We start from the raw sequence: 23,299 nt of genomic DNA on the forward strand, positions 1-23,299 counted from the left end.
TCACTCTCCGGTGCAGGCCGCCAGGGTTTGCATCAGCAACTCCTGCGGCGCGTTGGTAATCAGCGGGCTGCCCAGCGGCTTGACCAGGATGAACTTGATCTGGCCGCCCTCGTTTTTCTTGTCGACTTCCATCAGCTCCAGCCAGCGCTGCTCGCCCAGGTTTGGCGCTACCGTCGGCAGGCCGGCGGCGGCCGTCACGGCGCGGATGCGTTCGCGCGCGGCGGCGTCGATGTAGCCCAGGCGGTGCGACAGGTCGGCCGCCATCACCATGCCGCAGCCGACCGCTTCGCCGTGCAGCCATTGGCCGTAGCCCAGGCCGTTTTCGATGGCGTGGCCGAAGGTGTGGCCGAAGTTGAGGATGGCGCGCAGGCCGCCTTCGCGTTCGTCCTGGCGTACCACGTCGGCCTTGATCTCGCAGGAGCGCCGGATGGCGTAGGCCAGTGCGGCATCGTCCTTGGCCACCAGCCTGGCCATGTTGGCCTCGATCCAGTCGAAGAAGGGGGCGTCGATGATGGCGCCGTGCTTGATCACCTCGGCGATGCCGGCGGCCAGTTCGCGGGCGGGGAGCGTGTGCAGCGTGGCGGTGTCGGCGATCACCGCTTGCGGCTGGTAGAACGCGCCGATCATGTTCTTGCCCAGCGGGTGGTTGATGCCGGTCTTGCCGCCCACCGACGAGTCCACCTGCGACAGCAGCGTGGTCGGCACCTGCACGAACGGCACGCCGCGCATGTAGGAGGCCGCGGCGAAGCCGGTCAGGTCGCCGATCACGCCGCCGCCCAAGGCGATCAGGGTGGTCTTGCGGTCGCATTTCTCGGCCAGCAGCACGTCGAAGATCTTCATCAGGCTGGCCCAGTTCTTCTCGCCTTCGCCGTCGGGCAGCACGATCTCGGTGACCTGCTTGCCGGCCGCGCGCAGGGCGGAACTGACCTTTTCCAGATACAACGGGCCGACCTTGTCGTTGGTGACGATGGCGGCGCGCTTGCCCTTGACGAACTGCGGCAGCAGGGACGGGTCATCCAGCAGGCCGCGGCCGATGAGGATGGGATAGCTGCGTTCGCCCAGGTCGACTTCGAGGGTGATCGGGGCGGCGGGGGTATCGGCTTGGCTCATGCTGCGTGTGTTCTGGTGGTGGCCGGCGCTGGCGGCGCCGGTGAAGGTGGTGGTCGAGGAGGTGGCGGAGGCGGCAAAGACAACGTGGCCTTCACTTGCGACCAGCGTCGCGCTGGCGCGTTCGATGGTCACGGCGCCGCCGGCGAAGGCATCCGCCTCGGCCTGCTTGGGCGAAAGCTCCAGGTGGCTCATGATGGTCTGCACCAGGAACTGCACATTGGGGCGGTTGGTTTCGACGACGAAATCCGCCACTTCGCGGTACAGCGGCTCGCGCTGGCGGGACAGTTCTTCCAGCTTGCGGCGCGGGTCGGCGGTCTGCAGCAGCGGGCGGTTCTTGTCGCGGCCGGTGCGCTGGAGAATCTGGCTGATGCTGGCGCGCAGGTAGATCACGGTGCCGCCGCGCTTGAGGTTCTCGCGGTTTTCGGCGCGCAGGACGGCGCCGCCGCCGGTGGCCAGCACGATATCGGATTGCGCGCAGAGGTCACGGATGACTTCGGCTTCGCGACGGCGGAAGCTCTCTTCGCCCTCGATCTCGAAGATGACCGGGATCGATGCGCCGGTGCGCGCTTCGATTTCGTGGTCCGAATCGACGAAGCGCTTGTTCAGCTTCTTGGCCAGGGCGCGGCCTATGGTGGTCTTGCCGGCTCCCATCAGGCCGACAAGAAAGATGCTTCCTGTCATATCGAAAATTCTGCGCAGCAGGCCGGAAAGCGGCGGCGGTATTGCCGTTGCGCGGTTTTTCGGCCAAAACGCCGATTTTACCGTCCTTGGCCGCCCGCCGGGGAAAAATGCGCATCAATGGCGGTGCTGCGCCGCCACCACGCGCGGCGTCAGGAAGATCAGCAGCTCGGTCTTGTCCTGCACCCGGGCGCTGTGCTTGAACAGGCGGCCCAGCACCGGGATGTCGCCCAGCAGCGGCACCTTGGCTTCGCGCTGGTGTTCGGTCTGGGTGTAAATGCCGCCGATCACCACGGTACCGCCATCTTCCACCTCGACCTGGGTCTTCACATGCTTAGTGTTGATCGCCAGGCCGCCGGGGGTGGCGGTGCCGCGGCTGTCCTTGTTGACATCCACGTTCAGGATTACATTGCCGTCCGGCGTGATCTGGGGCGTTACTTCCAGCTTCAGGTTGGCTTTCTTGAAGGCGGTGGCGGTCGCGCCGCTGCTGGTGGATTGCTGGTAAGGAATTTCCTCGCCCTGTTCGATCAGCGCGGTTTGCTGGTCGGCGGTGACCACGCGCGGGCTGGAAACGATCTTGCCGCGCCCTTCGGATTCCAGCGCCGACAGTTCGATGTTGAGGAAGCGGTGCGCGGCCGCGTTGAACAGCGTGAAGGCAAAGCTGCCCGGCGGCGAGCCGCCGATAGGCTGGGCCGGGAGATTGACGGCGGGCTCCCGGGCGAAGGCGTCGGGCGCCGGCGGCGCCTGGCCGCTGAGCTCGACCGCATCGCCGTAGGAATTGCCGATGGCCGCGCCCTTGGTCCTGGCCGACAGGCCCAGCTTGACGCCGAGGTTGCGTCCGAAACTGTCGTCGGCCTCGACGATGCGCGCCTCGATCAGCACCTGGCGCGCGGCCACGTCGATACGCTCGAGCAGCTTGCGGATATTGGCCAGCACGGCCATGGTGTCGGTGACGAACAACTGGTTGGTGCGGGCATCGACCACTGCGCTGCCGCGCCGCGAGAGCAGCCCGTTGCGGCGTTCGGCCAGCGCCGCACCGTCCTCGCCGATGCCGAACGCGCGGCGGAAGGTGTCGGCGCGCTGGTAGTTGAGCTGGAACACCTCGGCATGCAGCGGTTCGAGGTCGGCGATCATGGCTTGTTGTTCCAGTTCCTGTTTTTCGCGCGCCAGCATTTCCTCGCGCGGCGCGATCCAGACGATGTTGCCGTTGCGCCGCATGCCCAGGCCGCGCGCCTGCATGATGATGTCCAGCGCCTGGTCCCAGGGGACATCCTTGAGCCGCAGGCTGAGCTGGCCGCCGACGGCATCGCTGGCGATGATGTTGAGCCCGGTGAAGTCGGCCAGCACTTGCAGCGCCGAGCGCACGTCGATGTCCTGGAAGTTCATCGACAGTGTGTCGCCCTGGTAATTGCGCTCGGCGGCCGGCCGCTGCGGCTGCGGCGCCGCCGGCTGCACCTCGATCAACAGCCGGCGGCCGCGCTGATAGGCGTCGTAGCGCCATAGCCCATGCGCTTCGATGATCAGCCGCGTGCCGCCGGCATGGCGCATGGCGCTGTAACGCGCCACCGGCGTGGCGAAGTCGCCGACATCGAGGCGCCGCTGCAGCGCGACGGGCAACGTGACGCCGGGGATATCGGCGACGATCTGCTGGCCTGACTGGCGAACATTGACCGTGGTGTGCGCCGATGGCAGTTCCAGTGCGATTTGCCCTGCGCCGGCCGGCCCGCGGCGAAAGTCGATGCCGGCCAGCAAGGGTTGCGCGTGCTCGTCCCGTTCCGGGGTGGCCAGCCGTTCGCGCAGCACGATGCGCAGCCGCCGCCCGTCGTAGTGCAGTTGGTGTGCCGCGCTTTGTTTGAGCTCCAGCAGCAGGCGCAGGCGTTGGCCGTCGGCGGCGAGGATGGCCTGCTGCATGAGGCCCACGCCGCGCATGCGTCGCTTGATGTCGCCGGCACTGGCGGTGCGGGGGAAATCAAGCACCAGGCGCGGCGGATTGACGGTCGAGAATTCGCCCACCTGAAGCGGCGCGGGCGGATGCGCGAAATCCAGTTCGACGATGGCGGCATCGTCTTCCTGTTTCACGCTGATCGATTCCAGCCGGTTTTCTGCCGTGCCGGAGAGGTCTGCCGCAGCCGACGGAAAAGACAGGAGCAGGCAGCCCAGCAAGCTGCACAGGCAGCCGAGCATCGGCATCATGCGCCGGCTCATGGCCGCACCCAATGGGCTTGTCCTGGCTGGCGCGCCGGCTCTACATCGGACGCCATTTCTTGCGTAGCGCCGCTGCCCACCGCCAGTATGCGCGTCGCGCCCCGGTTGGCCACTTGCACCGATTGCTCATCGATGCGCACGACACGCCCCACTCCCGCGGGGAGTTCGTCGCCGACGCGCACGCGCAAACTGCGGCCGTCTACCTGCAGCACGGCATAGGCGGAGGTTTCCTGCACCAGCGTGCCCAGTACCCGGATGCGCGGCGCGGATTTTCCGGCCGGCCCGGCTTGCTGCATGTCGGCGCCGTTGCGTGCGCTGGCCTGCCGATGTGCGGCTCGCCGTTGCGCCATGCCGAATGGGTCGGTTGGCGTATCCGTCAGGGTCATGGCGGTAGCGTCGCTGTGTTCCGCTTGGGCGTGTGCCGGCGCCGGCACGCGAGAGCCGGCTTCGCGTTTGGCCTGGGCGATCCAGGCGCGGGCGGCCTCGGTTTGATCCGCGGCGCCGCAACCGGCCAGCAGCGCGGCCGCCAATAAATACATCGGCAAGCGGCGGGCCGGATGGCGGGAAACGAATGGCGCTGTCATCTTTGAGGAGGGGCGTCGGCATCGCGCAGCGCGGCGCCAAGGACGGCTTGCATCAGCAAGGTCTGGCCGCCTTCGCGGGCGGTGTGGAGGGCAAGCTCCATCGACTCGACCCGCACCGGCAGCGGCGGCTGGGTGACCAGTTCCACGAACCGCAGCAGGCCGGCGTACTCGCCGCTGAGCTTGATCTCGGCATGGGGTGCCGGCTGGCCGGCCGGAGGGGCCGATGCCAGCGGCTTGAACGATTCCATCTCCAGGCCGCATTCTTGCGCGCGGCGCGCCAGCTTGAGCTGCAACAGGCCGGCGCCGGAATGGCTGTCCTGCGGCCATAGCTGGTCTTGCGCGGCCAGTAATTGCATGTCGAGCCGGCCTTCCTGTGAACGCAGCGCGGGCAGTTCCGCTACTTTTACCAATGCGCTGGCCAGGCGCGATTGCAGGCTGTGGCGGAGATTTTCCGCGGCCTGGCGCAGTGCGCTGCGCTCTTGCGCATACAGGACAAGCCCGGCCGCGGCGCACGCCAGCGCCACGGCCAGCAGCAGGATGGCGCGCGCCGCGGGCGGCCAATGCGCGGGATGCGCCAGCAGTGCGGACTGGGGTTTCATTGCGGTGCGCCGGCATCGGCCGGCGCCTCGTCGCGCCACTGCGGTCGCGGCAAGGGTAGCGACAAGCTGAAGTCATAGCGCCCGCCGCCGGCGTTCTTGTCGGTGGCCCGCAAGTCCTGGATGGCGACGCCTTCCAGGCCGGCATGCAGCAGGGCATTGACGTAGGCCTGGATATCGCGGATCTCTGCCGCCTGGCCGTTCAGCTCTCCGGCGCGCGGCTGCAGGGCGATGCGGTGCAGCCTGATTTCCGGCAGCGCGGCAGCGGAGGCGGCGCGCAGCAGCGTTGCGGCTTGCGCGCGCAGGGCGGCTTGGCCGTTGAGCGCCGCCAGCCGGGCTTGCATGTCCGCGATGCGGGCCTGGCTTGACGCCAGTTGATCCAGTTGCGGCTGCAGGGTGTGCAATTCGTCGGCCAGCAAGCGATTGGCCATGCCGATATCGTTGGTTTGGGCATCGATGCGCAACGCCAGCGCCAGTACCGGCAAGACGCCCAGCAAGGCCGCCAATGCCAGCCAACGATAAAACGAGCGTTCGCGCGCCCGGCGGCGCTGGGCCAGGGTCAGGGCGAAGTTCGGGGAAGCCTGGCACTTGCTCACATGAGCCCTTCGCTTGCCAGCGCCACGGCGCAATGGAATGCAGGCAGCTGGCGCGGCGCGATGGCGGCCGTCACATGATCCGCTATCAGGATGTCGGGAGGAATCGCGGCCACGGCAGCGGGGATGCCGGCGTATTTGCGCAGCGCCGCGGCAACCGGGCCCAGGTCGGTGGCATCGCCGCTGAGCAGCAGTCGTTGCGGCGGCGGCCGCAGCAGCGGCGCCAGCTCTTCCAGCAGGGCGGTGATGGGCGCGTCGCCGCAACGCCATGCGAGCGCTTGCCAGCGTTGCGCCTGCGGCGACAGCCAGGCCGAGGCGGCATCCAGATGCAAGACGGCCGCGGCGGCGCCGCCACGCAGGAATGCCGCCAGGCTCCAGCCGTCGGCCACCACCGCGCGCGCTTGCAGGCCCAGCGCTTCGGCCAGGGCCAGCCGGTCTTCCACCAGCATGGCCGGCGCCGTGGCGGCCAGTACCTGCACATCGGCGGGGGAGGCCGGCGCCGGGCCGAGCACACGATAATCGAGCGCCAACTCATCCAGCGATTGCCGCCAGTGGGCCGCCACCTCGGCGTGGACTTGCGCCAGCCGTTCCAGTTCGTTGGAGGAGGCGGGCAAGGTCAGCCGCGTCAATGTGAGCGCTGCCGCCGGGATCGCCATGGCCACCGGGCCGGCATCGATCATGTGTTGCCGCAACAAGCGGCGGCAGCCATGCGCCAGCAGCTCGAAGTCGCCGATCAGGCCATCGTTGCAGATGGCCTGGCCGAAGGCATGTTCGGCCAGCAGTTCCAGCCGCAGCCTGTCGCGCCGCCGGCGCAGCACGGCCAGCCGGATGCGGTCGGCGCCGATGTCCAGTCCGGCGCACATGCCATGTGTGCCGATTCGCGATCTCTTCAATGCCAGTGAAAATGCCACGCGGAAATACCCAGTTCGGATGCGTTTCGATTGAGCCGCTGATTGTTCGGCAGGCCGCATCTGGCCGGCAATAGACGAAACTTGAGAATGCCGCGCAAATGAATCCGCGCCCGGCGGGAACCGCGGCGGCCGATCGAGTCAAAGGGGTTTGGTCTATTTGCAACACCGGGTCATTTGCCGGTACCGGATAATTGTCCGGCGATTGCATGAAATTGATGCGAATTGGACACAGATCGGGGCTAATCCTTTCTTGCGGCAGCTTTGGCGCTCTGCTTGCCTTCCGCGGCTGGCGCTCGCCCGGGCCCGGCCGCTTGGGTCGCAGTGGCGAGCCGCTATAATGCGTCCTTGTCTCTTTGATCCGGCTACGGCCCGATTTGACTCGCTTAGAACCTGTTTATGATCTCGCCGGGAGTTGATCGAATGCTATTTCAGGATGGGCTGCAAGGCGCAAAACGTAGCCGGGCCGGTGGCCCGGCGAGGCTTTGCAACGCCGTAGACCGCCTGAAAGGGTATTTGAGCGACCCCGGACGGGATCGTAAACAGGTTCTTATCTCGCATTTATCTAGTTAATTTCGAATGTCTTTACCTCCAAACGCTGGCGAAAAACCGAACCCGACTCCGGCTGGCAAGCCGCAGGCGGGCAAGGACAAAGCGCCGCGCAAGCGCCTGCACTGGTCTGTCCGCTTCATTCTCGGCCTCTTCGGCATCATCCTCGGCGTGGTGGCGATGGCCGTGCTGGGCGTGACCTTCATCGTCGCCCTGACCTATCCCAAGCTGCCCGACCTCGACACCCTGACCGACTACCGTCCCAAGATCCCGCTGCGCATTTTCTCGGCCGACGGCGTGCTGATCGGCGAGTTCGGCGAAGAGCGCCGCAACCTGGTGCATTTCAAGGACATCCCCGACATCATGAAGAAGGCCGTGCTGGCCATCGAGGACGACCGCTTCTATGAGCACGGCGGGGTCGACTACCAGGGCATCGTGCGCGCCACCTTCTCCAACCTCTCGGGCGGCGGCGGCGGCGCTTCCACCATCACCCAGCAGGTGGCCCGCAATTTCTTCCTGACCAGCAACGAACCGACCTTCCTGCAGAAGGCCACGCGCAAATTCTTCTATGAGATTCCGCTGGCCTGGAAGATCGAGAACAACCTGACCAAGGACCAGATCCTCGAGGTCTACATGAACCAGATCTATCTGGGCCAGCGCGCCTACGGTTTCGCCTCGGCCGCCCAGATTTATTTCGGCAAGCAACTCAAGGACATCACCATCGCCGAAGCGGCGATGCTGGCCGGCCTGCCCAAGGCGCCGTCGGCCTACAACCCGGTGGTCAATCCCAAGCGCGCCCACGCGCGCCAGCAATACATCCTGTTGCGCATGCGCCAGCTGGGCTATATCACCGAGCCGCAATACCTGGCGGCGCGGGATGAGGAACTGCGCGTCAAGGGCGACAGCTCGGCCTTCGGCATGCACGCCGAATATGTGGCCGAAATGGCGCGCCAACTGGTCTATGCCCAGTACAAGGAAGAGACGTATACGCGCGGCCTGAACGTGTTCACCACCATCACCAAGACCGACCAGGACGCCGCCTACATCGCCCTGCGCCGCGGCATCATCGACTACGAGCGGCGCCACGGCTACCGCGGTCCGGAAGGCTACATGGAGTTGCCTGAAGGCGCTTCCAAGGAGGCAGTGGAAGATGCCATCGAAGTGGAGCTGGCCGACCATCCCGACAGCGACGACATGATCTCGGCCGTCGTGCTGGAGGCCAAGCCCAAGGAAATCACCGCGGTGCTGGCCACCGGCGAGGAAATCACCATTTCGGGTTCCGGCCTGGGCTTCGGCGCCAACCTGCTGTCGGACAAGGCGCCGCCGCAAAAGAAGATCCGCCGCGGCGCCATCATCCGCGTGTTCCAGGACGGCAAGAACTGGATCATCACGCAGATGCCGGAAGTCGAATCGGCCTTCGTCTCGGTCAATCCGCAGGACGGCGCGATCCGTGCGCTGGTGGGCGGCTTCGACTTCAACCGCAACAAGTTCAACCACGTGACCCAGGCATGGCGCCAGCCGGGCTCGTCGTTCAAGCCGTTCATCTATTCCTCGTCGCTGGAAAAGGGCTTGTCGCCGGCCACCATCATCAACGATGCGCCGCTGACCTTCACCCAGACCGGCGGCCAGGTGTGGCAGCCGAAGAACTACGGCGGCAAGTTCGAAGGCCCGATCTCGATGCGCCGCGCGCTGCAGAAGTCGATCAACCTGGTCTCGATCCGTATCCTGGAGCGCGTCGGCGTGAAGTATGCGCAGGAATACATCACCCGCTTCGGTTTCGACGCCGACAAGAACCCGCCGTACCTGACCCTGGCGCTGGGCGCCGGCAACGTGACGCCGTTGCAGATGGTGGGGGCGTATTCGGTGTTCGCCAACGGCGGCTACAAGATCAATCCCTACCTGATCACCAAGGTCACCGACAACAACGGCAACGTGCTGTCGCAGGGCAAGCCGGCCACGGCTGACGATGAGTCCAACCGCGTCATCGATGCGCGCAATGCCTTCATCATGGACAGCATGCTGCGCGACGTGGTGCGCCACGGCACCGCGGTCAAGGCCCTGTCCTTGAAGCGCACCGACCTGGCCGGCAAGACCGGCACCACCAACGACTCGATGGACGCCTGGTTCGCCGGCTACCAGCCCAACCTGGCGGCCATCGCCTGGATCGGCTACGACCAGCCCAAGAGCCTGGGCGACCGCGAAACCGGCGGCGGCCTGGCCTTGCCGGTGTGGATCAGCTATATGTCCAAGGTATTGAAGGATGTGCCCAACGTGGACCGCAAGGTGCCGGACGGCATCATCGAGTCCGGCGGCGAGTACTACTATGCCGAGTATCCGCCGGCCGCCATGGTGCGCGACCTGGGCATGGGCGACCGCCCGGCGCTGTCGCCGGAAGAAGAAAAGGCCAAGACGCAGATGAAGAACGAATTGTTCTGACGTATCGGCCGACTGGCTGAAGACTGGCTGAAATGTGAACGCCGCCCGCCGTAATAGCGGGCGGCGTTTTGTTTTTTTGTTAACGGTGCTTAATCCTGGCCGGCAACGGCATGGGAAATCCTGCGCATGGCCAGCAAGGTCAGCACTTCGTCCTGTTCCACGCCATGGTCGCTCAGTTTGACGATCACGGTGCGGGTGGCGGGGTTGACGTAGAGGTATTGGCCGAATACGCCGATGGCGGAAAAGTCGCGGTCGGCTTCGTTGCCGGGCGGGATCCACCAGCCGTCGCGGTAGTCGAGGGCATTGCCGCGGTTGACCGGCTGGCGCGGTTCCTCGGTCCAGGCGGCGCTGACGACCTGCCTGCCGCCGGCTCGCCCTGCATTCAGGTAGAGCAGGCCCAGCTTGGCAAAGTCGCGGGCGCTGGTGTTGATGCAGCAGAAGGCTTTTTCGACGCCGTGGGCCTGGCTGTCGGTGCTCCAGCTGGCGTCCTGCTCCATGCCCAGCGGTTCCCACAGCGCCTGCTGCGCGTAGCTTGACAGGCTCTGGCCGGTCAGGCGCGCCAGCACGCGCGACAGCACCAGCGTATCCACGCTGCGGTATTCGAAGCGCGAACCCGGCGCGAAACGCAGGCCGTTGAGCCCGGCGAGGAATTTGCCGAGATCGGTGCTGACATACATGCGCACCACCGGCGAGGTGAGCGAGCCGCCGTAGCGTTCGTCGACATCGATGCCGGAGCGCATGTCGAGCAACTGGCCGACCGTGATGTTGCCGTAGGCCGGTGCGATTTCCTCGGCGCTGAGGTAATTGCCGATCGGCTCTTGCAGCGATGCCAGCTTGCCTTCGGCCAGTGCGGCGCCGGTCAGCGTGGCGACGAAGGATTTGGCGACCGAGAACGAGGTGAAGCGCGAGGCGGCGTCGTAGCCGTCGATGTAGCGTTCGAACACGACCGTGCCATCCTGCACCACCAGGAAGGCGTGGGTATGGGTGGTCTTGAGGAAGGCGGTGACATCCAGCGTGCCGCCATCCTTCCACGGCAGCGCGAGGTCGAGCGGGCGCAGCGCGGTCGGCAGCGGCGCCGGATGGCGGGAACGGCGGATCGGGTTGGCGTCGTACAGCTTGTAGGTCTGGCTGCGCGGCGTCAGGTCCAGTTGCAGGTCCACCAGCACCGGCAGGCTGGGCAGGTTGGCGGCGCGGCGCGCGATCTCGGCGCCGCCCAGCAGCAACAGCAAGGCGACGGCGGCGCCGGCCAGCAGCCTGGATTTCCTGGTCATCGGCATATGCTGGCCGGATCAGGCCGCTTGCTGGCGGGCGAGGTACTGGCGATAGCCGCGCGCACGCAGTTCGCAGGCCGGGCATTTGCCGCAGCCGTGGCCCCAGTCGTGCAACGCGCCGCGCTCGCCCAGGTAGCAGGTGTGCGTGTCGGCGCGCACCAGTTCGACCAGTGCCGCGCCGCCCAGCGTGCGGGCCAGTTCCCAGGTCTCGGCCTTGTCGATCCACATCAGCGGGGTTTCCACTTTCAGTTGCGTGGCCATGCCCAGGTTGAGCGCCACTTGCAGCGCCTTCATGGTGTCGTCGCGGCAGTCGGGATAGCCCGAAAAATCGGTTTCGCACATGCCGCCCACCAGTACGTTCAGGCCGCGGCGGTAGGCCAGGGTGGCCGCCACCGTCATGAACAGCAGGTTGCGTCCGGGCACGAAGGTATTGGGCAGGCCGTTGTCCTGCATGGTGATTTCGACGTCGCGCGTCAAGGCGGTATCCGAAATCGAGCCGATCAGCGACAGGTCGATCATGTGGTCTTGGCCCAGGCGCGCCTGCCATTCGGGCGAGAAGCCTTTCATCTTTTCCAGCAGCGCCGGGCGCACGCTCAGTTCGATGGCGTGGCGCTGGCCGTAGTCGAAGCCGATGGTTTCCACGCGCTGGTAGCGCGCGAGCGCCCAGGCCAGGCAAGTGGTGGAATCCTGGCCGCCGGAAAACAGCACCAGCGCGCTTTGGGTCTTGACGGTCGGGGCGACCGCGTCGTGAGAAATATCGGACATGTTGCCTGCCTGCGAAGATGAGGATGTAACGGCGCGGGGCCTGAGCCGGCATCGATGCCGGCTCAGGCCCCGCGCTGGGATTGCTTGCTAGCTTAGTTGGTTTTCTTGAGCGAATCCAGCGTCTGCTCGATATAGTCGCCATCCGGGTCGGTGAATTTCAGGCGCACCGGATACCACTCCATCGAGGGCGCCAGCCAGATGTCGAGTTTCTGGCCCTGGTCGTCCGGCGGCGGGGCGCGCAGGATGTGGACCGCGGTGGTTTCGCCCTGGGCGGTTCGGATCTTTTCGCGGCCCACGACCTTGAAGGTCCATTGTTCGGCGTCGCGCGGGCCGGCCACGAAGAACTTCCATTCCGAGTTCGGCGTCATCTTGGCCGGGTTGGCGCGGGCCACCGAAACCAGTTGCCAGGTGATGCCGGTGCGGTCCTGTTCGCCGCCTTGCAGCGGGAAGGTGTCGGAGGATTGGGTGAAGGTGATCTTGTTCTGCTCGCGATTGAAGGTGGTGGTCGACGGATCGCGGCGCAGGCGTTTTTCGACGAAGCGCTCCGGCGCCAGGCCGTAGGCATCGACCGCGCCTTCGCTGCTGGTTTCCAGGATCTTGCCCAGCAGCATCGCGCGCGTTTCGGTGGCGGCGCTGTAGGAGGTCTTGTTATTCGTCCATTTCACCAGGCCCTGGCCTTTGATGTCCAGGCCGCTTTGCCTGGCCTGGATCGAATAAGCCAGCTCGGCCGAGGGCGGCAGGTTGAAGGCACGTTTTTCGACCGGATGCGGGCCATCGGCGGCGTGCGCCAGCGGCACGGCGAGCAGGGCCGCCAGGGCGGTTGCGAGAAGGGGGGCGCCGAAGCGGGAAGTGCGGAGGTGGGTCATGGCGAGCTCTTCGTGTTGGTCTCTGTTGATGGTATGGGCATTGCCGGACGGCTTGGCGATGCCGGTACAGGTTGAGGCGGATGTGCCGCTTTCAAGCGGTACGGTGTCCCGGCCCTCCTGGACAGACATGCACCCGAGGGCGCGGTTCTGCCGCATGGATGGAGAATTGTTCTCAATTGTTTCCGATTTTGACAGGGCTTGCCGCTTGCTGCATCCCCAAGGTGCGGCGTCACTGCTTCAGCTTCTCCAGCAACATGTCCAGATAATCGCCATTCTGGCGCGGATCGGTATAGCGCAGGCGCACCGGATACCAGCCGTGCAGCGGCGCCAGCCAGATATCGATGCGCTGGTCGTAGGAGCCCGGCTTGGGCATGCGCACCACGTGCCAGGCGCGCAGTTCGCCGATGGGGAGCTTGAGGTCTTCTTCGCCCAGTACCTGGATGCGCCAGACTTCGGCGTCGCGCGCGCCGGCCACGAACAGGTCGATCACCGCGCCGGGCTGGTACTTGCCGGCATCGCCGCGGCCGATGGCCGCCAATTGCCAGACCAGGCTGGCGCGGTCCTGTTCGCCGCCGTTGCGCGGATAGTTTTCGGTCGAGGCCGAGAAACTGATGACATTGCGTTCGCGGTTGAAATGCGTGTTGGTGGCCGATCTGCGCATGCGCTTTTCGGTGTACAGCTCGGGCGACACGCCGAAGGCGTCGATCTCGCCATTGCTGGAGAAATTGAGGAAGGTGAAGAGGAAGTCCTCGGCCTTGCCGTCCAGCCGGTAGGTCTTGCCATCGGTTTTCCAGTCCAGCGTGCCGGAGCCGTGCACGGGCATCTGGTTATAGGTGGCCTGGACGTCGTATTCCAGGCGCGCCGTGGGAGGCGGGTCGGTGTCGTAGTGGGTGCCGGCGGCGGACGGTTCTGCCGCTGCCTGCGTTTGGGCGCTTTCGTCCTTGCTGTCCTTGCCGGCAGCGGCGGCCTCTTCCGCGCCGGCGCCGTCGGTTGCGCCAGATGGGGGCGCGGCGCTTTCCGGCGCCGGTTGCGCGCTGACGACGACTACCGTTTCGCGGATGGGTTCGTCGGGCGGCTCGATCGATTCCGCGACAGGCGGCGCCCGGCGCGGGGCGACGGCCTTTTTCGGCGGCGCGTTTTTGGCGGCGGGCGGCTTGGCCAGCGGCAGCGAGACCGGCTGTTGCGGCGGCGGCACCGGCCGCAGCAAGACCGAAATGGCGCGCTGCTCGTCCGGCGCCGCAGGCGCGATCAGGTGGCGCTTGCCCCAGTCCACCAGCAGCAGGTGCAATGCAAGGGAGAGCGCCACCAGCGCCAGCGCGCGTGGCCAGCGCTTGGGATGGCGGGAAACTTCTGTCATGGTCCCAAGTGTATCGGATCGTGCCGGCTTCGTCGTCGTGGCCGGAGCAATTCCGGGGGCAATTTCAAACAACGTACAATGCGGCTTCTCCGTGGGGGAGGCTGCGTGCCGGCATGGCGCGCGGCCTGTGCGCCCCGCGACTTTCTACCGGATATCGATGAGGGAAATCGTGCGACTGAAGTTCCATCCATTGCTGTGTGCCGTCGCTGCTGCCGCCGCGCTGGTCTTGCATGCGGCTGCGCAGGCCGCCGCGCCTGCGGCTCCTGCCACACTTGCCGCTCCCATCCGCATCGGCATGATCGACGGTTTGTCGGGCCCCTTCGCCAACGCCGGTGAGGCGGTGGTGCGCAACATCAGTTATGCCATCGACCGCATCAACGCGCGCGGCGGCGTCACCCTGCCGGACGGCAAGCATCCGCTGCAATTGTCCACGTTCGATAACAAGCTGGGGGTGGAGGATTCGCTGGTGCAGTTCCGTCAATTGACCGACCAGCGCATTCCCTTTCTGATCGAAGGCAACAGCTCGGCCGTGGCCGCCGCGCTGATCGATGCGGTCAACAAGCATAACCAGCGCGAACCGGGCAACCGCGTGCTGTTCCTGAATTACTCGGCGGTCGATCCGGCGCTCACCAATGAGAAATGCAGCTTCTGGCATTTCCGCTTCGACGCCAGCGCGGACATGCGCATGCAGGCGCTGACCGAGGCCATCAAGGCTGACGCCAAGACCAGCCGCGTCTACCTCATCGGGCAGGACTACAGCTTCGGCCGCCAGGTGGCCAAGGCCGCGCGCGAGCAACTGGCGGCCAAGCGGCCCGATATCGCCATCGTCGGCGACGAGTTGCATCCGATCGGCAAGATCAAGGACTTCGCGCCGTACATCGCCAAGATGAAGAACGCCGGCGCCGACGCGGTGATCACCGGCAACTGGGGCAACGACCTGACGCTGCTGGTGAAGGCTGCCAGGGATGCCGGCTTCAAGGCCAAGTTCTATACCTTCTACGCCAACAGCCTGGGCGCGCCCGCGGCCATTGGAGACGCTGGCGTGGGCACGGTGCGTGCGGTGGCCGAATGGCATCCGAACGCCGGCACCGGCGCGGCCGATTCGCCCAGCGACGTCTTTTATCAGGAGTTTCGCAAGCGCTATCCGCAGGCCAAGGATGATTACATGTACCTGCGCATGCAGGTCATGATCGAGATGCTGGCCAAGGCCATTGAAAAAGCCAAAAGCGCCGATCCCAAGGCGGTTGCATATGCGCTGGAAGGCGCGCATTATCAAAGCGCGTTCCACGATGCCACCATGCGCGCGGCCGACCATCAATTGATCCAGCCGTTGTACCTGATGCTGATGCAGCGCGCCGACAGCGGCGGGATCCGCTTCGACAACGAGGGCAGCGGCTACGGTTTCCGCACCGAACGCTTCATTCCGGCCGAGCAGACCGTGTTGCCCACTTCGTGCAAGATGCAGCGCCCGCCGCGCTGATGCCGTCGGTATCCGGCCGCGCCTTCATGCGGCTTCAATCTCCACAGGAGTATTCAATGCTGAATCAGGAAAAGATGCCGGGCGCAGGTTCGGTGGCCGATACGATCGAATTCATGAAGCAGATATGGGGCAGCATGGGGGCGCCATCGATGGCCGCGCCTTCGCTGTCGGTCGACGATATCAACAAGAAGATTGCCGACCTCAAGACTGTGGCCTCCTGGCTGGAGCTCAACCTCAACATGCTCAAGGCCACCATCCAGACGATGGAAGTGCAAAGCGCGACCTTGTCGACGCTGCAGGCCATGGGCGCCATCATGGCCTCGCGCGGGGCCGATCCGGAGCAGGCTCCGGCCGAAGAGCGCGAAGGCGCGCCGCCATTCCCGTTCGGTTTCCCGATGTGGTCGGGCGGCATGCCCGCCAACGCGGCCCGGGACGAGGCAGAGCAGGGGGCGGAACAGGAACCGGAACCGGCGCCGGCCGGGACGGAAAACCAGGCGCAACCGCAGCGCGGCGAGCAGGAGCCGGAGCCAGGACGGGAGCCCGATTTCCCGTCGGCGATTGGCAATCCGAATGCCTGGTGGAACGTGTTGCAGGAGCAGTTCAAGCATGCCGTGGGGAATGCCATGGCCGGCGCGCAGGCTGAACAGGAACCTTTGCTCAAGCCGGTAACACCCGCCGATGCCAGGAAGGCGGCCAAAACAGGCAAAACCGCCAAACGTAGCGAAAATAAGACAACGCGGCCGGCGGCCAAGCCCGCGCCCAAAGCCAGGCCCAAGCCTGCCGCCAAGAGGGCGGCGCCGGTGAAGCAGGCCGAAAAGCCCGGGGCGGACAGGCCGGCAGCCAAGAAAGTGCCCAAAAGTCCGGCAAATACGAGCACGCCGGCCAAGGCGGGTGTTGTACAATCCCGGCAAAACAAGAAGCCAGCCTCCCGCAAGCCAACTTCCCCCTGATTCCACCTGCTTCAAAACCCGGTACGCCAAGCCGGGTTGGTGAAGGTTGTCATATTCCTGAAACCTGACGGTTTTAGTATGGGATAGGGAAAAACTTTGTTAAAATCAAACACTTAACGCATATAGGCAAACCACAGATGCTGTACCCTGAATTGTTCAAATCGCTCGAGCAGGTCCGCTGGAACATGGATAAGGATATCCCCTGGGACAAGTTCGACGCTTCGCTGCTCACCGACGAGCAGGCCCAGACCATTCGCATGAATGCGATCACGGAATGGTCCGCGCTGCCGGCGACCGAGATGTTCCTGCGCGATAACCGCGGCGACAGCGATTTTTCGGCATTCATGTCGGTATGGTTCTTTGAGGAACAGAAGCATTCGCTGGTGCTGATGGAATACCTGCGCCGCTTCCGCCCGGAGCTGGCGCCGACCGAAGAGGAGCTGCACAACGTGCGCTTCGAGTTCGATCCCGCGCCGCCGCTGGAAACCCTGATGATGCACTTCTGCGGCGAAATCCGCCTGAACCACTGGTACCGCTGTGCCGCCGACTGGCACACCGAGCCGGTCATCAAGCAGATCTACAAGATCATCAGCCAGGACGAGGCGCGCCACGGCGGCGCCTACCTGCGCTATATGAAGAAGGCGCTCAACGAAGTGGGCGACAAGGCCCGCGCCGCCTTCGCCAAGATCGGCGTGCTGATGGCGTCGGCGCGCCGCACCGAAAAGCCGCTGCACCCGACCAACCTGCACGTCAACCAGGCGCTGTTCCCCAACGACACGGTGCAAAGCCGCCTGCCGGATCCGGAGTGGCTGGAGCGTTGGCTGGACAACCAGATCAAGTTCGACACCGAATGGGAAAAGAAGGTGGTCGACCGTATCCTGCACAACATGTCGCTGCTGTTCGAGCGCACTTTCGGGACGGTGCAGGAGCTCAATCGCTACCGCAAGGAAGTCTCCCAGCGCCTGATGCCGGGTGAAGCCGTCGTCGCGGCCTGAACACCGGGCAGCGCAACGTAAAGTAAAGGGGCGGCCCTGACGCGGTGGCAAACGCATAGTGCCGCACACGGGCGCCTCCCCAGGCAGTAAAATCAAAAGCCGCGCATTTGTTGCGGCTTTTTTCATTTACGGCGGTCATGCATCGCCGGCACAAACCGATTCCAAATGGCCGATTTCGAAGACAAGGTATGTACCCGCGCCCAACTCAAGGAGCGCATTTCCCAATTGCCCAAGCCGGTGGTGCTGACCAATGGCGTATTCGACATCCTGCACCGAGGCCATGTGACTTACCTGGCGCAGGCGCGCGCGCAGGGCGCTTCGCTGGTGGTGGCCGCCAATACCGATGCATCGGTCAAGCGCCTGGGCAAGGGCGACGATCGCCCGATCAACACCTGCGAAGATCGCATGGCCGTGCTGGCCGCCCTGGAGTCGGTATCGCTGGTGGTGCCGTTCGATGAAGATACGGCGCTGGAAGTGGTGCAGGAGGGGCAGCCCGAGATTTACGTGAAGGGCGGCGACTACGACATGGGCGCCATTCCCGAGGGCAAGGCGGTGGTGGCTTATGGCGGGCAAGTGCTGGCGATCGCCTTCGAACACGACCGCTCGACGACCAAGCTGCTGGCCAAGGTGCGCAAGCTGGCGGGTTGAGCTTGCGTCCCCGCAATGACAAGGCCGGCAGGAGCAAACGCTCCTGCCGGCCTTGTCGCTCCTGCTCGGTGCTGGCCGGGGTCAGTGGTGCATGTGGCCCTTCATGTCATCCTTGCCCGCGCCTGAGGCGGCCGCCGGATCTTCCACATTGAGCGTGACATCCACCTTGCCGGCCTTTTCAAAGGTCAGGCTCAGCGGCACTTTGTCGCCGGCCTTGAGCGGTTTGGACAAGCCCATCAGCATGATGTGGTAACCATTGCCCGGCTGCATGGCGATCTTCTGGCCCGGTTTGATTTCCAGGCCGCCATCGACTTCGCGCATCTTCATCAGGTTGCCTTCCATCGCCATCGTATGGATTTCGGTCGATTTGGCGACCGGCGACGACAGGGCGACCAGCTTGTCCGATGCCGCGCCCTTGTTTTCGATGCTGAAATAGGCGCCGCCAGCCGGTTGGCCGGGAACGGTGGCGCGCGCGTAGGGATGGCCGATTTCCAGTTGCCCCAGCTTGTATTCATGCGCCTGCGACAGCGGTGCGGCGACGAGGAGGGCTGCGGCGGCGGCAATGCCGGCGGCGCGTTGGAAGAATTGCTTCATATGATTGCGTCCTTTGGAGGTGTTGGCGCCGGGAGCGCGCGGGCCAATGCCGCGCGCATTCCATTCGGCCTGTTTTTGCTGCGTTTTCGAGGTGGATCAGGCCGCAGGCGGCGCTCTGGCGCGCGGCGAACCCGGCGCCAGGCTGGGCGCGCAGCCGGCTTGCCAGGCCCGCGCCACAGGATAGCTGATGCCGGGCGCGGCGGCGCCGGGCAAGTCGGCCGCAGGCAAGGGATAGGGCGTCTGGTTGCCGCAGCATAGCTGGCAATGGGCTGCGGCATGTGCCGGCGTGCCGCCGGAATTGGGCCCACCGCCGGTGTTGGCCACGCTGCAGATCGCCATGGCGGGGATATCTTGCGGCGCTTGCGCGAAGGCCGGCTGCAGCCAAGGGCCGGCTGCCATGAACAAGGCCAGCCACAGATGCAGCCAAGCGCGCCGCCCAAACGGCAACCCGGCGTGCGGCTTGTGGCGGCGTACGGCGGGGCAATGCGAGGCTGGCGGGCGTGAATGCATGACGGGGGATTATAGCAACAGGCCGCGGCAAGTTCGTTTGGCCGGGCGTGCGGCACCCATGCGAGGAGCGGCGTCAAAACGATCCGGTTCGTCTCGTTCATGGTCAACCTTGCCGTAAGGGCGGCCGCGGCAGGGCCGCGGCAATGGCGCTGTGCAAATTGATTGTTGGGGTGCGCTAGGCTAGACTTACCGTCTTTTCGGCTATTCCCAACAATTTTTCCAAGGGAGACTACATGTCCAATACCACCAAATTGACGCTGCGCGCCCTGGTTGGCGCATTGTCCCTGGCCGCAGTCTGCGCGGCCCCCGCCATGGCGGCGGACAAGGCAGTGTCGGTGACCGCCATCGTCGAACACCCGGCGCTGGACGCGATCCGCGATGGCGTCAAGGATGAGTTGAAGGATGAAGGCTTCGAAGCCGGCAAGAACCTGAAGTGGGATTACCAGAGCGCCCAGGGCAACACCGGCACCGCCGCCCAGATCGCCCGCAAGTTCGTGGGCGACAAGCCTGACGCGGTGGTGGCCATCGCCACGCCGTCGGCCCAGGCGCTGGTGGCCGCCACCAAGACCATCCCCGTGGTCTACTCCGGCGTGACCGACCCGGTCGCCGCGCAACTGGTGAAGGACTGGAAGGCCTCCGGCACCAATGTCACCGGCGTGTCCGATGTGCTGGAGCTGGACAAGCAGGTCGACCTGATCAAGCGCGTGGTGCCCAATGCCAAGCGCGTGGGCATGGTCTATAACCCGGGCGAAGCCAATTCGGCGGTGGTGGTCAAGGCGCTCAAGGAACTGCTGACCAAGTCCGGCATGACCCTGGTGGAAGCCGCCGCGCCGCGTTCGGTTGACGTCGGTACCGCCGCCAGGAGCCTGATCGGCAAGGTCGATGTGATCTACACCAATACCGACAACAACGTGGTTTCGGCTTACGAATCGCTGGTCAAGGTCGGCAACGACGCCAAGATCCCGCTGGTCGCTTCCGATACCGACAGCGTCAAGCGCGGCGCCATTGCCGCCCTGGGCGTGAACTACTACGACCTGGGCCGCCAGACCGGCAAGGTCGTGGCGCGTATCCTCAAGGGCGAAAAGCCGGGCGATATCGCTTCGGCCACCAGCAGCAAGCTGGAACTGTTCGTCAATACGGCCGCGGCGCAAAAGCAGGGCGTGACCCTGTCGCCGGAACTGGTGAGCTCGGCCAAGACCGTCATCAAGCAATAAGTTAAAGTAGCGCCTGACGTCCCCGATACAACGATCCCGCTATCGAAGCGGGATCGTTTTATTTGGGGGCAAGTCGCCATCTGTACATCGTTTCAACGCCATACAACGCCATATATGAATAACGGGCCAGGCAGCGCGGCTGCCCAGGCGCCGACCGTCATGAAAGAGGAGTGGACTGTGTTTGCATTAACTAAATCATTGCGCGCCATTGCCGGCGCGCTGGCCATCAGTGCCGTCTGCGCTTCCGCGCTGGCGGCCGAGAAGGTGGTCGCCGTGACTTCCTATGTCGAGCATCCGGCGTTGGATGCCGTGCGCGATGGCACCAAGGATGAACTCATCGCCGAAGGCTTCGAGCCGGGCAAGAACCTGAAATGGGATTTCCAGAGCGCCCAGGGCAATGCCGGCACCGCCGGCCAGATCGCCAGGAAGTTCGTGGGCGACAACCCTGACGCCATCGTCGTGATCGGCACCCCGTCGGCGCAGCCGATGGTGGCCGCGACCAAGACCATCCCGATCGTCTATTCGGCCATCGCCGACCCGATGGCGGCCCAACTGGTCAAGGACTGGAAGCCATCCGGCACCAACGTGACCGGCATGTCGCACATGCTCGATCCGGTCGCGCAGGTCGAGATCATCAAGCGCGTGGCGCCCAACGCCAAGCGCGTCGGGATCGTTTACAATCCGGGCGAAGCCAATTCCGTATCGGCGCTGAACAACATCAAGGGCGAGCTGCAGAAGCAGGGCATGACCCTGGTCGAGGCCGCCGCGCCGCGCTCGGTTGACGTGGCCCCGGCCGCCAAGAGCCTGATCGGCAAGATCGACGTGATGTACACCACCACCGACAACAACGTGGTCTCGGTCTTCGAATCGCTGGCCAAGGTCTGCAACGACGCCAGGATCCCGCTGATCGCTTCCGATACCGGCAGCGTCAAGCGCGGCGCCGTGGCGGCGCTGGGGGTGAACTTCTACGACCTGGGGCGCCAGACCGGCAAGATGGTGGCGCGTATCCTGAAGGGCGAGAAGCCGGGCGATATCGCTTCCTCGACCAGCAAGAACCTTGAGCTGTACGTCAACACCTCGGCAGCGCAAAAGCAGGGCGTGACCCTGTCGCCGGAGTTCCTGAAGTCGGCGACCAAGGTACTGAACTGATCTGCACGGCACCGCGAGGCATTGCGCCATCCCTGCGGCGCTTCGCGGAACGCAGAAGACATTCGGCACTGGCGTATCACGCCAATGCCGAATGTGTTTTTTAAGAAAGACCTTTTATGTCGCTGTATACGCTGTTGGGCGCACTGGAAATCGGCCTGATTTTCAGCCTCGTGGCCCTCGGAGTGCTGATTTCCTTCCGCATTCTCACTTTCCCCGACCTGACCGTCGACGGCAGTTTTCCGCTCGGCGGCGCCGTGGCCGCCACCATGATCGCGGCCGGCCATGATCCATTCCTGTCGACCGGCGTCGCCATCTTGGCCGGCGCACTGGCCGGCTTCACCACCGCCTGGTTGAATGTGCGGCTCAAGATCATGGATCTGCTGGCCAGTATCCTGATGATGATCGCGCTGTATTCGATCAACCTGCGCGTGATGGGCAAGCCCAACGTACCGCTGATTTCCGAGTCGACCATCTTCACCATCCTGCAGCCCGACTGGATCCCCGACTATGTCGGCCGTCCGTTGATCCTGCTGGTGGTGGTGATCGTCGTCAAGCTGCTGCTGGATTGGTTCTTCTCTTCCGAAATCGGCCTGGCCATGCGCGCCACCGGCGCCAATGCCCGTATGGCGCGCGCCCAGGGCATCGCCACCGGCGCCGCCACGCTGGCCGGCATGGCGCTGGCCAATGCGCTGGTGGCGCTGGCCGGCGCGCTGTTTGCGCAGACCCAGGGCGGTTCCGACATTTCCATGGGCATCGGCACCATCGTCATCGGCCTGGCGGCGGTGATCATCGGCGAGAACATCCTGCCGGCGCGCCGCCTGGTGTGGACTACGCTGGCGGTGATCCTGGGCGCCATCCTCTATCGCTTCTTCATTGCGCTGGCCTTGAACAGCGACTTCATCGGCTTGCAGGCGCAGGACCTGAACCTGGTGACCGCGGTGCTGGTGATGCTGGCGTTGGTGCTGCCGATGGGCAAGCGCAAGCTGAAACTGTTGATGAAGGGGGCCTGAGATGTTGAAAGCAAGCGATCTCAAGATCACCTTCAATCCCGGCACGCCGATCGAAAACCCGGCGCTGCGCGGCCTCTCGCTGGAAATCCCGACCGGCCAGTTCGTGGCCGTGATCGGTTCCAACGGCGCGGGCAAGTCGACCTTTTTGAACGCCATCTCGGGCGACTTGCTGATGGACTCGGGCACGATCGAAATCGATGGCGCCGATGTCACCAGGAAGCAGGCCTGGGACCGCGCCGGCATGGTGGCGCGGGTGTTCCAGGACCCGATGGCGGGTACCTGCGAGGCATTGACCATCGAAGAAAACATGGCGTTGGCGATGGCGCGCGGCCGCCGCCGCGGTTTCAACTTCGCCATCCGCGGCAAGATGCGCGAGCTGTTCCGCGAGAAGCTGGCGATCCTGAACCTGGGGTTGGAAAAGCGCCTCTCCGATCGCATCGGCCTGCTGTCCGGCGGCCAGCGCCAGGCGGTCAGCCTGTTGATGGCATCGCTGCAGCCTTCGCGCATTTTGCTGCTGGATGAGCATACCGCCGCGCTCGATCCCAAGACCGCCGCTTTCGTGCTGGAGCTGACCGCCAAGATCGTGACCGAGAGCAAGCTGACCACGATGATGGTGACCCACAGCATGCGCCAGGCGCTGGACTATGGCGACCGCACCGTGATGCTGCATCAGGGCAAGGTGGTGCTGGATGTGTCGGGGAAGGAACGCGCCGGGCTGGATGTGCCGGACCTGCTCAAGATGTTCGAGCAGACGCGCGGCGAGAAACTGTCGGACGATGCCTTGTTGCTTGGTTAAGCCAAAGCGTATCGCTCCATGAAAAACGGCTCCTG

The 23,299-nt window shown here is 65.0% G+C and carries 21 protein-coding genes; 9 read left to right on the forward strand and 12 right to left on the reverse strand.

Annotated features, from left to right (window positions below):
- The 6 genes from aroKB to pilM all read right to left on the reverse strand — a co-directional run bounded on the left by aroKB (position 1) and on the right by pilM (position 6,629).
- Positions 1–1,791: a bifunctional shikimate kinase/3-dehydroquinate synthase AroKB gene (aroKB, locus tag AC07N6_RS15945; RefSeq protein ID WP_494782833.1), complete on the reverse strand. Its 1,791-nt coding sequence runs from the start codon at positions 1,789–1,791 to the stop codon at positions 1–3.
- Positions 1,792–1,905: 114 nt separating this feature from the next.
- The gene (locus AC07N6_RS15950) at positions 1,906–3,981 is read right to left on the reverse strand and encodes a type IV pilus secretin PilQ (protein ID WP_494782832.1); all 2,076 of its coding nucleotides are present in this window, start codon (positions 3,979–3,981) and stop codon (positions 1,906–1,908) included.
- An 8-nt stretch (positions 3,982–3,989) separates the two neighbouring features.
- Positions 3,990–4,577 carry a pilus assembly protein PilP gene (locus AC07N6_RS15955; protein WP_494782831.1) on the reverse strand — a complete coding sequence of 196 codons (588 nt, stop codon included), beginning with the start codon at positions 4,575–4,577 and terminating at the stop codon, positions 3,990–3,992.
- Positions 4,574–5,176: a hypothetical protein gene (locus AC07N6_RS15960; protein ID WP_494782830.1), complete on the reverse strand. Its 603-nt coding sequence runs from the start codon at positions 5,174–5,176 to the stop codon at positions 4,574–4,576. The genes AC07N6_RS15955 and AC07N6_RS15960 overlap by 4 nt, the downstream gene beginning before the upstream one ends.
- A complete protein-coding gene (locus tag AC07N6_RS15965; RefSeq protein WP_494782829.1) occupies positions 5,173–5,769 on the reverse strand; it encodes a pilus assembly protein in 597 nt (198 codons plus the stop codon). Before AC07N6_RS15965 ends, AC07N6_RS15960 begins: the two co-directional genes overlap by 4 nt.
- Positions 5,766–6,629, reverse strand: a complete 864-nt coding sequence (gene pilM, locus AC07N6_RS15970; RefSeq protein WP_494782828.1) for a pilus assembly protein PilM — start codon at positions 6,627–6,629, stop codon at positions 5,766–5,768. The genes AC07N6_RS15965 and pilM overlap by 4 nt, the downstream gene beginning before the upstream one ends.
- Before the next feature lie 624 nt (positions 6,630–7,253).
- On the opposite strand from pilM, the gene AC07N6_RS15975 reads away from it, so the two are divergent.
- A complete protein-coding gene (locus AC07N6_RS15975) occupies positions 7,254–9,659 on the forward strand; it encodes a penicillin-binding protein 1A (RefSeq protein WP_494782827.1) in 2,406 nt (801 codons plus the stop codon).
- Positions 9,660–9,748: 89 nt separating this feature from the next.
- On the opposite strand, the gene AC07N6_RS15980 is transcribed toward AC07N6_RS15975, so the two are convergent.
- The 4 genes from AC07N6_RS15980 to AC07N6_RS15995 all read right to left on the reverse strand — a co-directional run bounded on the left by AC07N6_RS15980 (position 9,749) and on the right by AC07N6_RS15995 (position 13,918).
- The gene (locus tag AC07N6_RS15980; protein WP_494782826.1) at positions 9,749–10,936 is read right to left on the reverse strand and encodes a serine hydrolase domain-containing protein; all 1,188 of its coding nucleotides are present in this window, start codon (positions 10,934–10,936) and stop codon (positions 9,749–9,751) included.
- A 12-nt stretch (positions 10,937–10,948) separates the two neighbouring features.
- On the reverse strand, positions 10,949–11,695 hold the full coding sequence (queC, locus tag AC07N6_RS15985; RefSeq protein WP_494782825.1) for a 7-cyano-7-deazaguanine synthase QueC: 747 nt from the start codon (positions 11,693–11,695) through the stop codon (positions 10,949–10,951).
- A gap of 92 nt (positions 11,696–11,787) precedes the next feature.
- Positions 11,788–12,561, reverse strand: coding sequence for a DUF3108 domain-containing protein (locus tag AC07N6_RS15990; RefSeq protein ID WP_494782824.1), 774 nt, complete (start codon positions 12,559–12,561; stop codon positions 11,788–11,790).
- 229 nt (positions 12,562–12,790) lie between these two features.
- A complete protein-coding gene (locus AC07N6_RS15995; RefSeq protein ID WP_494782823.1) occupies positions 12,791–13,918 on the reverse strand; it encodes a DUF3108 domain-containing protein in 1,128 nt (375 codons plus the stop codon).
- Between the two features lie 157 nt (positions 13,919–14,075).
- Here AC07N6_RS15995 and AC07N6_RS16000 point away from each other — a divergent pair, with 157 nt between their 5' ends.
- The 4 genes from AC07N6_RS16000 to rfaE2 all read left to right on the forward strand — a co-directional run bounded on the left by AC07N6_RS16000 (position 14,076) and on the right by rfaE2 (position 17,991).
- Positions 14,076–15,398, forward strand: coding sequence for a branched-chain amino acid ABC transporter substrate-binding protein (locus tag AC07N6_RS16000; protein ID WP_494782822.1), 1,323 nt, complete (start codon positions 14,076–14,078; stop codon positions 15,396–15,398).
- 56 nt (positions 15,399–15,454) lie between these two features.
- Entirely contained in the window at positions 15,455–16,348 is an 894-nt protein-coding gene (locus tag AC07N6_RS16005; protein WP_494782821.1) for a PhaM family polyhydroxyalkanoate granule multifunctional regulatory protein, read from the forward strand.
- Between the two features lie 137 nt (positions 16,349–16,485).
- Positions 16,486–17,343: a ferritin family protein gene (locus tag AC07N6_RS16010; protein WP_494782820.1), complete on the forward strand. Its 858-nt coding sequence runs from the start codon at positions 16,486–16,488 to the stop codon at positions 17,341–17,343.
- 165 nt (positions 17,344–17,508) lie between these two features.
- Entirely contained in the window at positions 17,509–17,991 is a 483-nt protein-coding gene (rfaE2, locus tag AC07N6_RS16015; RefSeq protein WP_050466718.1) for a D-glycero-beta-D-manno-heptose 1-phosphate adenylyltransferase, read from the forward strand.
- Positions 17,992–18,072: 81 nt separating this feature from the next.
- Here the strand turns inward: rfaE2 and AC07N6_RS16020 are convergent, their stop codons facing one another.
- Complete coding sequence (locus tag AC07N6_RS16020) at positions 18,073–18,585, reverse strand: copper chaperone PCu(A)C (protein ID WP_494782819.1); 513 nt, start codon at positions 18,583–18,585, stop codon at positions 18,073–18,075.
- A gap of 96 nt (positions 18,586–18,681) precedes the next feature.
- Positions 18,682–19,095 (reverse strand): DUF2946 family protein, encoded by a 414-nt coding sequence (locus AC07N6_RS16025; protein ID WP_494782818.1) that lies wholly within the window; start codon positions 19,093–19,095, stop codon positions 18,682–18,684.
- Positions 19,096–19,328: 233 nt separating this feature from the next.
- Here AC07N6_RS16025 and AC07N6_RS16030 point away from each other — a divergent pair, with 233 nt between their 5' ends.
- The 4 genes from AC07N6_RS16030 (at position 19,329) to AC07N6_RS16045 (ending at position 23,264) form a co-directional block, all read left to right on the forward strand.
- Positions 19,329–20,309: an ABC transporter substrate-binding protein gene (locus tag AC07N6_RS16030; protein ID WP_494782817.1), complete on the forward strand. Its 981-nt coding sequence runs from the start codon at positions 19,329–19,331 to the stop codon at positions 20,307–20,309.
- A gap of 159 nt (positions 20,310–20,468) precedes the next feature.
- A complete protein-coding gene (locus AC07N6_RS16035) occupies positions 20,469–21,458 on the forward strand; it encodes an ABC transporter substrate-binding protein (protein ID WP_494782898.1) in 990 nt (329 codons plus the stop codon).
- A 116-nt stretch (positions 21,459–21,574) separates the two neighbouring features.
- A complete protein-coding gene (locus AC07N6_RS16040) occupies positions 21,575–22,468 on the forward strand; it encodes an ABC transporter permease (RefSeq protein WP_494782816.1) in 894 nt (297 codons plus the stop codon).
- Position 22,469: 1 nt separating this feature from the next.
- Positions 22,470–23,264, forward strand: coding sequence for an ABC transporter ATP-binding protein (locus tag AC07N6_RS16045; protein WP_494782815.1), 795 nt, complete (start codon positions 22,470–22,472; stop codon positions 23,262–23,264).
- The last annotated feature ends 35 nt before the right edge of the window (positions 23,265–23,299 follow it).

The organism is Herbaspirillum sp. GW821-FHT09A12 (assembly GCF_059418325.1).